Genomic DNA, 12,269 nt, shown 5'->3' with positions numbered 1-12,269 from the left:
TCGCTGTTTCCCGGGAGCATCACTGCTGTCTGGTATTCTTATCGCCTATTTCAGCTTCCGGTGGGTATTTTTGCATTAGCCATTGCCGTAGCGACCTTTCCGACCATGACGGAGCAAGCGGCTTTAAAACAATGGGATAAACTCCGTCAAACGATATCGAGCTCTATTCGCATGGTTATTTTCATTACGCTCCCGATGTCAGTAGGTATGATTGTTTTGCGCTATCCGCTGATTCGTGTTTTGTTTCAGCACGGGCATTTTACGGCCCAAGACACCTTAACTATGGCAATACCGTTGTTTTACTATGCCATTGGAATTTCTTCACAATCCGCGATTCAAATTCTTCCGCGGGCTTTTTATGCCCTTCAGGACACTTGGACACCAGTGATTTTGGGAATTATCTCGATAGTCATCAACATTCTAGCGATGTTTTTATTAATTAAACCACTTGGCATCGGTGGATTGGCTTTTGCCACGACGATTGCTGCTTTCGTGAACATGTTGCTTCTGCTTTATGTATTACGGAAGCGTTTAGGGCAAATCGATGCTTGGAATATGTTGTGGACTGGTCTGAAAACCTTGGCTGCCTCAATTATTATGGCAATTGTAATCTGGAAGTGGAGTGAATGGTTGACCGCTTTCATCGGCGATCGGATGCTGGCTTCGCTGATCGTCTTGGTTAGTGGAACAGCCATTGGGGTTGTTGTATTTGCCGGGGTAGCGAAACTCTTAAGAATGGATGAAATCAAACAGGCTATGGGTTTGGTGCAACGAAAGATTGGAACGCATTAAGTAAGCGGAAAAAATGAATACAGTATTTTAAGCAATAAAGCTTAGTTTACATAGTGACAAACGTAATTTTATCGGGTACTATAGTAATATCACTTAGTGATAAACATTCGGCAACGAAGCCGCCCAGATATCTTCTCTGAAAGAGATATCTGGCGGCTTTTTATGTTGCTGCTGGAGGGAGGTTATATCTTGAGAGGTCCTAGTATGGAAAGAGTAAAACCTTCCTTAGAACGGTCAGCAATACTTCTAGCTTTGACAGAGACGAGAGAGGAAGAGGATAAGCTTAAGAAATCCCTTGTTGAATCTCATAATCTGCGTTGTGGTGTGACGGAACTTGGAGGAACTGTTGCCAATCTTCAACATACTGGAAAGTTAACGAATTCAGTTATGGCAACGGCCTTCAACACAGGTGTCATTCCAAAAGAAAATCGCAAGATTCATGCCCTGGTTCATGCTACTTTGGAAGCTAGCAATAGTATATTCATTCATACCAACAGCAACGCTAGTTTTGCTTTGAAAATCGGGTTAGTCACAGATTCAGAATGGCTTGCAGTTGCAATTTATGGTCGTTCTTCCCTCCATCCCCTTTTAGAACATGCTCGTGTGGGATTGGGAGTTATGCATCTTTGATTAGAGCCAGGTTAAGAGTGTGTGATTAGGATTACTGTAGTTGAGTTGTTAGAGCAGATAAATGGTTAGAGTAGATAAGCCATTAGTGTTGATAGAGTAAATGCGTGTAATTTAAGTGTTTTAAGTGTTTTAAGTGTTTAGAGAACCTTGGGAAAGTCTAACAAACTAACCCATCCAGATAAGTGTAACTTCATAACCGGGCACCAAATCAGAGATGATTTGGAGCGGAAAAGTGTTTTAGAGAGCCCTTAATTAAGTAAAATTAGGGGCTCTCTTTGTCTTTTTCTAAACATCGCTATTGAGGGAGGTGATGCGGTGGCATTTTATTCAAAGCTATGTGAAATTGAACACAATGAAACCTACTTAAATTTAAAGGAGGATGCACTATATGAAAATGATTAGAGCAATTGTAAGACCTGATAAAACGGAGGTTGTTGCTGAGGCTTTAGCACAAGCCGGAATGCCGTCGTTGACAAAAATGCACGTCTTTGGTCGTGGTAGAACAAAGGGTATTCGGATTGGTGATGTTGTTTATGATGAGTTTCCTAAAACCATGCTGTTGCTGGTTATTGAGGATGAAAAGCTCGATGAAGCTATTTCGGTAATTCTGGAAAATGCTAAAACTGGTACCATGGGCGATGGCAAGGTCTTTGTAACTGAGGTTGAAGAAGCGTATACCGTGAGTAAAGGGGCAAAGGGGTTGTAGAAATGAAAGAAATAATGGCTTTTGTTCGACGCCATCAGGTACCCGCTACAAAGAAGGCTTTTGAAGACGCAGGTTATCCTGCTCTGACAATTCAAAGCGTTGAGGGACGTGGGAAACAAGGCGGAATTGGAGGATGGGCGGCTGAAGTCGACCCGGAATTGAATGCCGTTATGAGTAAAGAGCTAGCGGATGATACCAAATTTAATTGGATACCTAAACGGTTGTTAACGATTGTGGTGCAGGATGACCAAGTTGATGAAGTGGTCGACGTAATTATTAAAGCCAATCAGACTGGGCACATGGGCGACGGTAAAATCTTTGTATTGCCCTTAAAAGAGGTTGTTCGAGTTCGCACTGGGGAAACTGGAAAAGAAGCAGTTGTCTAGATTTAGTTTAAGTTATTTGATCTAGTCTAATTAAAGGAGATGTATTGACATGAGGCAAATTGCAATATATGGAAAGGGTGGTATCGGAAAATCAACAACTACCCAAAACACGGTCGTCGCTTTGGCAGAAATGGGGAGGAAGGTTACGATTGTTGGTTGTGACCCTAAGGCAGATTCCACGCGCTTGATTCTTCACAGTAAGGCTCAAACGACGGTTATGGACTTGGCTCGCGAAAGAGGGACGGTTGAAGATTTAGAGTTGGATGAGGTTTTAGTGGAAGGGTATTTAGGGGTTCGCTGTTCAGAATCCGGCGGTCCGGAACCTGGGGTCGGCTGTGCTGGCCGGGGGGTAATCACAGCGATTAACTTCCTGGAAGAGAACGGGGCGTATACAGCGGATACCGATTATGTGTTCTACGATGTTTTGGGCGATGTAGTTTGCGGCGGATTTGCTATGCCGATCCGGGAAAATAAAGCGAAGGAAATTTATATTGTTACCTCAGGTGAAATGATGGCCATGTATGCAGCCAATAACATTTCCAAAGGGATTTTAAAGTATGCCACAACCGGAACCGTCCGCTTAGGGGGCTTGATCTGTAACAGCCGTGTAGTAGACAAAGAACTTGAATTAATTGAAGCCCTCGCCAAACGATTGAATACCCAAATGATTCACTTCATGCCCCGGGATAATGAAGTTCAACGCGCTGAGGTGCGCAAAATGACCGTTATTGAATACAACCCAACTCATAAACAAGCTGATGAGTATCGAGCCTTAGCTAAAAAAATTGAGAATAACAAAATGATGACCATTCCAACTCCACTTCCGATGGAGGAGTTAGAAGAATTATTGATGGAATACGGAATCATGGAAATGTAATAGCCCCCAACAATGGGGAAATGAGGAGGACAGCGTTTATGAGCACAAAGGAGATAATCGATTTCAGAAAACAAGTCGTCGAAGAAGTCTTAGAGTTATATCCGGAAAAGGCCAAAAAGAATCGGCGGCAGCATATTACGATCAAAGAAAATAATGAGTGTGCCAGCTGCGCAGTCAAATCAAATTCCAAAACGGTTCCGGGCCTCATGACAGCCCGAGGGTGTGCTTACGCAGGGGCTAAAGGGGTTGTTTGGGGACCGGTTAGGGATTGCACGCATATTTCCCATGGACCGGTTGGTTGTGGCTATTATTCCTGGGCTAACCGCCGGAACTTAGCTGAGGGGGAAATCGGTGTTGACAACTTTGTACCCTTTTTATTCACCTCGGACTTTCAGGAAAGCGATATCATTTATGGCGGGGACAAAAAGCTGGAGAAAATTATTCATGAGATTGTGGGACTTTTCCCAAACACCAAAGGGGTTTCTATTCTCTCCGAATGTCCTGTCGGACTGATTGGAGATGACATTGAAAGTGTTTCCCGCCGTATGGCCGAGGAAATTAAGCTGCCCGTCATCCCGGTTCGTTGTGAAGGGTTTAGAGGAATCAGCCAGTCCTTAGGTCACCATATCGCTAATGACGCTATCCGGGATCATCTCATAGGTAAGGGACCGGGAAGAGAAGTTGGACCGTACGATGTCGGGATTATCGGCGATTATAATATTGGCGGAGATGCTTGGGCCAGTAAAAAAATCCTGGAAGAAATCGGTTTAAACGTTGTGAATATCTGGACGGGCGACTCCACCATCGAAATGCTCCAGAACGGACATCTTGTTAAGCTGAATTTAATCCACTGCTACCGCAGTATGAACTACATGGCCAGACATATGGAGGAAACTTACGGAACACCTTGGCTGGAATTCAACTTCTTTGGACCGACCAAGATCAGGGAGTCAATCTTAAAAATCGCTGCCATGTTTGACGACAGTATTATGGAAAAAGCCAAAACAGTCATCGAGAAATATGATGCCGAGATGCAAAAAGTGATCGATATCTACCGTCCACGTCTGGAAGGAAAAAAAGTAATGCTTTATGTCGGAGGCCTTCGTCCCAGACACGTTGTGGGAGCTTATGAAGATTTGGGCATGGAGGTTATCGGTACGGGCTATGAATTTGCGCATGGCGAAGATTATGACAAAAGCATGGCCAACCTCAAAGACGGAACATTAATTTATGATGATGTCACGGCAATTGAAATTGAAGAATTCGTGAGTAAGTTAAAGCCGGATTTGGTCGGATCGGGAATCAAAGAGAAGTATGTCTTTGAAAAAATGGGTCTGCCTTTCCGTCAAATGCACTCCTGGGATTACTCAGGGCCTTATCACGGATATCAGGGATTCCCGATTTTTGCCCGCGATATGGATATGGCTGTTAACAGTCCTACTTGGAAGGCTGTCAAGGCTCCTTGGACAAAATAACTTGGGCAGAAAGGATGTAGTATATGGAAACTTGCATAAAGGGATCAAAAGAATGGCTTAATAGCATGGAATACCGGGAATTGAATTTTGCCCGAGAAAAGTTGGTCATTAATCCGGCCAAAGCATGTCAACCCCTGGGTGCCTTGCTTTGTGCCTTAGGGATCGAAGGATGTCTGCCGTTTGTACACGGTTCTCAAGGCTGCGCTGCTTATTTTCGCAGCACCTTATCCCGTCATTTCAGAGAACCTGTGGCAGCTGTTTCAGATTCGATGACAGAGGATTCGGCAGTCTTTGGCGGGCAATCTAACTTAATTGAAGGATTAAGAAATGCTTATGCTGTTTATAAACCCAAGGTTATATCAGTATTTACGAGCTGCATGGCAGAGGTTATTGGGGACGATATCAAGGCTTATTTAGGTAATGCCAAGGAACAGGATGCTATACCCCAAGATTTAGCGGTAGCTTTGTCCAATACTCCGAGCTTTAAAGGTTCTCATATCACAGGGTACGACTCAACACTCAAAAGCCTCATCGAATGTTTAGCCAAACCCAGACAGGAAGATACAATCAACGATCGTCTCTACGTTGTCCCTGGTTTTGACACTTATCCCTCAAATTTGCGTGAATATAAACGTCTTCTCAAAGCAATGGATGCTCCTTTTACCCTTTTACCTGATAATAGTGATGTTTTAGATGCTCCTAATTTGGGGACTTACGAATTGTACCCGCCCGCCACGTCAATTGCTGAAATGAATGAAGCTTTAAATGCTAAAAGTTATTTACTCTTACAGGCCTATTCCACCCCAACGACCAGCAAATATCTGACCGGAAAGGGAGTGACCGTCGAAACGATTCCCATGCCCATCGGGCTCTCGGGTACGGATAACTTTATTCAAGCCATTGCCAAATTCACGGGCCAAGAGGTTCCTCAGGAAATAACCATTGAGCGGGGACGTGCCGTCGATGCCATGACGGATTGTCATCAATATATCCATGGCAAGAGATTTGCATTGTTTGGCGACCCGGATATCCTGTTAGGCCTTGTCTCATTCCTACTGGAAATGGGAGGAGAGCCGGTACACATAGTTTGCACCAACTCCACTGTGCCTTTTAAGAAAGCTATGGAAAAATTACTGGCCGAAAGCCCTTATGGCCAAGGTGCTACACTCTATCCTGGTAAAGACCTTTGGCATCTGCGCTCTCTGCTGGTCACAGAACCGGTGGATATGTTAATCGGTGATGGTCATGGCAAGTATGCTGCCCGTGATGCCAATATCCCATTGATCAGAGTAGGTATCCCTATCTACGACCGGGTGAACCTCCATCGCTATCCAATCGTTGGCTATTCAGGAGTCATAAACCTTGTAACCATGATCGTCAATACGTTTTTGGATGAGCTGGACAGGACTTCAACGGATGCCTATTTTGAATTAATGCGTTAAAGAACGGAGGGGTGCTTCATGTTTACCAATCTTACAAAATTGGATCTCAAAGATAAAAAGTGCATGTCTGATGCAGGTTCACCTAAATTATGCATGAAGGCCCTGCCCGGCGAAGGCGCTGAGAGAAGTTGCGCATATGACGGAGCACGCGTTGTGCTCATGCCCATTACGGATGTTGCTCATCTTGTTCATGGTCCGATTGCTTGTGCCGGAAACTCTTGGGATAACCGAGGAGCCCGCTCCTCCGGTTCCCAGCTCTACCGGCGGGGATTGACCACAGATATCATGGAAAATGATGTGATTTACGGCGGGGAAGCGAAGCTGAAAGAGGCTATCCTGGAGATTGCGGCGAGACATAATCCCAAAGCTATTTTTGTCTACGCCACGTGTGTCTCCTCCCTGATCGGAGATGATGTCGACAAGATTTGCCGAGAAGCGGAAGCGGGGCTGACCATTCCAGTCATTGCAGTGAATTGTCCGGGCTTTTTGGGGGACAAAAATATTGGAAATCGTATTGCAGGTGAGGTTTTATTCGATCGGGTTATCGGTACAGGGGTGGGTTCTGACGAGAAAATACCCCTTTCTATCAACCTGATCGGAGAGTATAACATTGCCGGAGATCTCTGGGGAGTGTTACCGGATTTGAAAAACTTGGGGATCACTCTCCAAACAGCCATTACTGGGGATGCCAAATTTGATGACTTACGATCTGCTCACCGAGCAAGCCTGAATGTGTTGATCTGTTCTAAAAGTTTAACTAATTTAGTCCGGAAGATGGAAATCCGCTATGGGATACCGTTTATGGAGGGGTCGTTTTACGGGATTCATGATACTTCTGAAACGTTAGTCAATATTGCCAAAGCCTTGGGTGATCCTGATTTAGTGGAGAGAACGTTAGTTTATGTGCAAAAGAAGGAGGAGGAAACGCGCAAGACCATTGCGGAATACAAAAAGTTACTGGAGAACAAACAGGCTATTTTGTTTACAGGCGGGGTCAAAACTTGGTCGATGGTTTCCACCTTGGCTGAGTTAGGGATCAATATTTTGGCTGGAGGAACCCAAAATTCGACCCCAGAGGATTTCCAGCGCATGAAAGAATTGATGGATCCCTCAGCTCAGATTATTGAAGATACAAGTTCAGCGGGTTTTCTCAAGATTATTGCCGAGAAGAAACCGGATCTGATCGTAGCCGGAGGAAAAACCAAATATTTAGCCCATAAAACAAGAACACCCTTTTTGGATATTAATCACGGTCGAAAATTGCCTTATGCCGGTTATCAGGGGATGGTTACCTTTGCCGAGTCCTTAACGCGTACGGTGCTGAGTCCTGTCTGGGGGCTTTTAAAACAAGAATTTCCCCCGAAGGAGGGTGAGCTAGATGGCTAAAACAAGACATTATGACGGAAACCCGCAAAAAAACAGCCCTGCTTTGGGAGCGACTCTCGCCTACCTCGGCGTCAATGGACTTTTAGCTTTACTCCATGGTTCTCAGGGATGTTCTTCATTCATTCGGTTACAGCTTTCCAGGCACTATAAGGAACCAATTCCCTTAAATTCAACCGCTCTTTTGGAAGACACCGTCATTTTTGGAGGATGGGAACACCTTAAGAAAGGAATTGCTGTAGCAGCTGATAAATATAAACCGCAAATTATTGGCGTGATGAGTACCGGGTTAACGGAAACCTTTGGAGATGACATGGCTAGTGCCTTGACTAGCCTGCGTTCAGAAAGACCGGATTTAGTCGATTTGCCGGTTGTCTTGGCCAGTACGCCGGATTATATCGGTTCCATGCAAGAAGGTTATCAGCTGACGGTAGAGGCTCTGCTCACGACCTTGGCGGAGCATCCCGCCAATACGTTAGATCAATCTTATGCTGAGCAAGCCCCTTCCATCGCGTTGTTGCCTGGTTGTCATTTAACTCCAGGTGATGTCGAAGAACTCAAAGAGATTGTGATGGAATTTGGATTTAAGCCGATTACCATTCCTGATCTATCAATATCCTTGGATGGGCACGCCGAATTAGAAGCCGCCCCGGTGGTTCAGGGCGGAACATTACTGGAAGATTTTCAGCGTTTGCCAAAATGTAGTGCTTGTTTATCGTTTGGGCTAAGTATGGAGAAAGCGGGAGATTTCTTAAAGCAGATGTACGAAATTCCCCATCTTAACTTCCCTTCTATAACTGGTCTTACTGCATCTGATGCGTTCGTGTTAGCTCTTGCCAAGATATCGGGTAAACCGATCCCCGAGAAGCTCCTTCGCCAAAGAAGTCGCTTGTTGGATACCCTAGCCGACTATCATGACCAACTTGGCGGTCAAAAGATCGCCATCGCCTTGGAAATGGATTTGTTGTATAGTTTAGCTTCTTGTCTAGTTGAGGTAGGCTCCGAGCTCACGGTAGCCTTGGCGGCATCTCAAGCAGGTATCCACAGATTGTCTTTACCAATCCCCATTGAAGTGGGAGATCTGGAAACATTTGAGGAAAGAGCGGTTCATAGTAATTTAATCATTGCCAATTCCAACGGCCGTCAAGCCGCAGGGTTGCTGAAGATCCCTCATTTGAGAGCAGGATTGCCTGTCTTTGACCGTGTTGGTTATCCTCAGAAACGCTGGATTGGTTATGAAGGTACTCAACAATTTCTGTTTGACATGTTGAATTCGCTAGGTTAGGAAGTTAATTGATAAGGGTAAGAAGTTAATTATTAAGAGTGAGTCTTAATTGTTAAGGGTAGGGTGGTTAATTTCTAAAGAGAAGGATGTTAATGATCAAGTTAGAATGTTAATTTACTAGATTTTAGGAGGGGAAGGTATGCTTATAGCCTTTGCTAGCAGCGACGGATTAAATATTGACTCGCATTTTGCATCCGCACCTGCTTTTGAATTATATAAATTTACTGGGGGGGAGCAAGGGATTATTCACACGTCTCTTGCAGCTGAAGACCTGAATGAATCGCTTGATAAGGTTTTTGCTCGAATCAATATGCTCAAAGAGTGTGCTATCGTCTATTGCACAGAGATTGGCGGTCCCGCGGCAGCACGTTTAGTGCAAAGCGGTATTCATCCAATGAAGGTCCCTGAAGGAACTCTAATTGTCAATGAAGTTGACAAGGTGGACAAATTGCTGCAATCTAAAAAACTGCCACCGTGGTTAAAAAAGAAATTGAGTAATGTTGAAGCTTCTCAATGATTTAAATGTTGGAACTAGTTTAGCTTTACTAAGAGAACTCTTTACTAAGGAGGATAAAAAATGAGCGAAGTAATAATTTACCAAACCTTTGGCGGGCTACCCTGGACTCCAAAGTATGTCGCAGAGATTGATCGTGCTAAGTGCCTTGGCTGTGGACGATGTGTGAAATTATGTGTGCAAAAATGTTTAGGCCTGGAAAGCTTCGAGGATGATGAAGGGACAGAACGGCACGTAGCCATAATTGCTAATAAGGACCATTGCGTCGGTTGTCAGGCTTGTGGCAGCATATGTGTGCGCCAAGCTTATACGTTTAAGGAAAAATCGGCTTAATTATGTGAGTTGCAAGACTTTACATCTGTAGGACTTTTTAGGGCACAGCCAAGGGCTCGCGCAGAAGGTTCGAGCTTAGAGCATTGCCAAGGATGGCAAGATGACGAAGTGACCATCTATTAAAAAACGAAACGATTGGAGGGATTGATATGCATAACGAATGTACACAAGGAAATATGAATACTCCCAACCTGAATCTTGGACATCCTTGTTTTTCAACAAAAGGGCATGGCAATACCGGACGGATACACTTGGCCGTTGCACCTGGGTGCAATATATCTTGTAATTATTGTGTGCGCAAATTTGATTGTGCTAATGAATCCCGTCCAGGTGTAACCAGTAAGGTACAAAACTCAGAAGAAGCGCTTCAAACTGTCGTTAAGGCCAAAGCCTCGGATATTGGATCAAAGCTTACCGTTGTTGGTATTGCAGGACCTGGAGAACCTTTAGCAAACAGCGCGACCTTCGAAACACTGAGAGGGGTCAAAAAAATCTTTCCCGAGATGATCTTATGTTTAAGCACTAATGGCCTTCTCTTACCTGAGAAAATCGAGGAAATAGTGGATATCGGGGTGTCCCATGTAACGATTACCCTGAATACCCTGGATGAGCAAATTGGTGCAAAAATTTACAGTTACATTCAGTGGGAAGGGAAAACCTTAATCGGTCCTGATGCGGCAAGGATCTTGATCGACAATCAACTTAAGGGGATTGAATTGGCTTCCAAGGCGGGAATGACCGTTAAAATCAATACTGTGCTTATGCCTAATGTTAATGATCAGCTTTTATATAGCTTAGCTTTAGAGATTAAGAAAAGGGGTGCGCATATTCACAATATTATGCCCTTGATTCCTCAAGGAAAACTCGCTCATCTCAAGGCTCCAAGTAAAGAATTGCTAACAAGTAGCCGCAGCGTTCTTGGCGGAATTCTTCCCCAAATGAAACATTGTCAACAATGCCGTGCAGATGCCATTGGCTTGCTTTAACATAGGAAGGGAGTTACTTTAGATGGAGCAAAAGGTATTGTTATGTGATACAACCTTGCGAGATGGTGAGCAAGCTCCTGGTGTAGCTTTTGGCCTACCGGAAAAGGAAATGATCGCGCGGGCTTTGGCGGATGCTGGGATTGATGAACTGGAAGTGGGAGTACCAGCCATGGGCGAATCAGAAGTTAAAGCGATTTCCCACTTGGCTGCTCTCCATTTACCGGTGCGACTAATCACTTGGAATCGTGCCGTTCTTTCAGATCTCCAGGCCAGTTTCCAAACAGGGGTCGAGGGAGTCGCTATTTCCATCCCTGCTTCGGACCAACAAATCAAAAACAAATTGAGAAAAGATCGTGCCTGGGTTCTTAATCAAATGGGAGAATGTATCCTTAAGGCTAAAAAAGAAGTTGGTTATCTTGTTCTCGGTTTGGAAGATGCCAGTAGAGCAGATTTAACATTTCTCGCCGAGATATTAGCAGAGGCTCAGAAGCTGGGCGTTAACCGGGTACGCTTTGCTGATACTGTGGGAATTCTTGAGCCTCTTAAAATTTTCTCTACTCTTCAAGAATTAGTCAAAAAAACGGCAGTACCCTTGGAATTTCATGCGCATAATGATTTAGGAATGGCTACAGCGAATTCTCTAGCGGCAATTCAAGCGGGTTTTAAAGCTGTAAGCGTAACAGTCGGAGGACTGGGCGAAAGGGCCGGTAATGCCTCGCTCGAAGAGGTTGCTGTAGCACTCAAATACAGTCTCAATAAAGAGGTGCGTCTTGAATTGAAGCGTTTAAATTCAATTTGTTTAATGGTAAGTTTGGCAACGGACCGCAAAATTCCCCAGGCAAAACCCATTATCGGAAAAGACGTTTTTACCCATACTTCCTCGATTCACATTGACGGGATACAGAAAGATTATGCGAATTACCAGACCTATCCACCCGAGAGCGTGGGCAGGGAGCATTCTACTTCCTTTGGTAAATACTCTGGTCGTAAGACTATCTTAAGGTTATTGAGAGCGAAAGGGATTGAATTGGATCAGGAAACGATTGATGACCTTTTAATAAAAATATTACATCAGACCCATCAGCTTAAAAGGCCCCTGGATGAAGAAGATATCATGGAAATCGTAGTAAGCCCATGTTAGAACAAAAAGAAAAGCAAAAACCTCCTTGAAAGTTTAACAGCTTGAAAAGGAGGTTTTTTGGCGTTAAGGGGAATAGGTAAAGGCAACATGCAAACATTTACACGTATATATATACGTTCTATAATAGTTTTAAGAGGTGAGGAAAGAGATGAAAAGCTTTTCTTCGAACGAAATCCTCAAAATACTAAAAGAAGAGGGTTGGGTGATAAAAGAACAGACGAGTTCTCATGCTCAATTTAAACATGCAACTAAAAAAGGGAAGGTTACAGTTCCTCATCCCCAAAAAGACTTGTCAGCAAGAACAATACAGAGCATTTTT

The 12,269-nt window shown here is 44.2% G+C and carries 14 protein-coding genes; all 14 read left to right on the top strand.

From position 1 onward, the window contains the following. Nucleotides 1–792, top strand: a 792-nt coding sequence (locus DOT_RS11850) for a lipid II flippase MurJ (protein WP_009618738.1), incomplete at its 5' end; no start/stop codon positions are given. Nucleotides 793–996: 204 nt separating this feature from the next. Further along, entirely contained in the window at nucleotides 997–1,422 is a 426-nt protein-coding gene (locus DOT_RS11845) for a HutP family protein (protein WP_009618736.1), read from the top strand. Between the two features lie 388 nt (nucleotides 1,423–1,810). Further along, nucleotides 1,811–2,128: a P-II family nitrogen regulator gene (locus tag DOT_RS11840; RefSeq protein ID WP_009618734.1), complete on the top strand. Its 318-nt coding sequence runs from the start codon at nucleotides 1,811–1,813 to the stop codon at nucleotides 2,126–2,128. A gap of 2 nt (nucleotides 2,129–2,130) precedes the next feature. Continuing rightward, nucleotides 2,131–2,514: a P-II family nitrogen regulator gene (locus DOT_RS11835; RefSeq protein WP_009618732.1), complete on the top strand. Its 384-nt coding sequence runs from the start codon at nucleotides 2,131–2,133 to the stop codon at nucleotides 2,512–2,514. A 49-nt stretch (nucleotides 2,515–2,563) separates the two neighbouring features. Beyond that, entirely contained in the window at nucleotides 2,564–3,391 is an 828-nt protein-coding gene (gene nifH, locus DOT_RS11830) for a nitrogenase iron protein (RefSeq protein ID WP_009618730.1), read from the top strand. Nucleotides 3,392–3,429: 38 nt separating this feature from the next. Beyond that, entirely contained in the window at nucleotides 3,430–4,866 is a 1,437-nt protein-coding gene (nifD, locus tag DOT_RS11825) for a nitrogenase molybdenum-iron protein alpha chain (protein WP_009618728.1), read from the top strand. Nucleotides 4,867–4,889: 23 nt separating this feature from the next. Continuing rightward, a complete protein-coding gene (gene nifK / locus DOT_RS11820) occupies nucleotides 4,890–6,308 on the top strand; it encodes a nitrogenase molybdenum-iron protein subunit beta (RefSeq protein ID WP_009618726.1) in 1,419 nt (472 codons plus the stop codon). A gap of 18 nt (nucleotides 6,309–6,326) precedes the next feature. Then, the gene (nifE, locus tag DOT_RS11815; RefSeq protein ID WP_009618724.1) at nucleotides 6,327–7,694 is read left to right on the top strand and encodes a nitrogenase iron-molybdenum cofactor biosynthesis protein NifE; all 1,368 of its coding nucleotides are present in this window, start codon (nucleotides 6,327–6,329) and stop codon (nucleotides 7,692–7,694) included. Further along, entirely contained in the window at nucleotides 7,687–8,976 is a 1,290-nt protein-coding gene (gene nifN / locus DOT_RS11810; protein ID WP_009618722.1) for a nitrogenase iron-molybdenum cofactor biosynthesis protein NifN, read from the top strand. Before nifE ends, nifN begins: the two co-directional genes overlap by 8 nt. Nucleotides 8,977–9,115: 139 nt before the next feature. Then, nucleotides 9,116–9,493: a NifB/NifX family molybdenum-iron cluster-binding protein gene (locus tag DOT_RS11805; RefSeq protein WP_009618720.1), complete on the top strand. Its 378-nt coding sequence runs from the start codon at nucleotides 9,116–9,118 to the stop codon at nucleotides 9,491–9,493. Between the two features lie 60 nt (nucleotides 9,494–9,553). After that, complete coding sequence (locus tag DOT_RS11800; RefSeq protein ID WP_009618718.1) at nucleotides 9,554–9,823, top strand: 4Fe-4S dicluster domain-containing protein; 270 nt, start codon at nucleotides 9,554–9,556, stop codon at nucleotides 9,821–9,823. Between the two features lie 149 nt (nucleotides 9,824–9,972). Then, nucleotides 9,973–10,809: a radical SAM protein gene (locus DOT_RS11795; protein WP_009618716.1), complete on the top strand. Its 837-nt coding sequence runs from the start codon at nucleotides 9,973–9,975 to the stop codon at nucleotides 10,807–10,809. 22 nt (nucleotides 10,810–10,831) lie between these two features. Beyond that, on the top strand, nucleotides 10,832–11,950 hold the full coding sequence (locus DOT_RS11790; RefSeq protein ID WP_009618714.1) for an HMGL-like family protein: 1,119 nt from the start codon (nucleotides 10,832–10,834) through the stop codon (nucleotides 11,948–11,950). A gap of 148 nt (nucleotides 11,951–12,098) precedes the next feature. Then, a partial coding sequence (locus DOT_RS28610) for a type II toxin-antitoxin system HicA family toxin (RefSeq protein WP_009618712.1) occupies nucleotides 12,099–12,269 on the top strand: 171 nt, incomplete at its 3' end.

The sequence above is a fragment of the Desulfosporosinus sp. OT genome, from assembly GCF_000224515.1.
In the GTDB taxonomy this organism is placed as follows: Bacteria; Bacillota; Desulfitobacteriia; order Desulfitobacteriales; family Desulfitobacteriaceae; genus Desulfosporosinus.
This window is presented reverse-complemented; position numbering and strand designations above follow the sequence as displayed.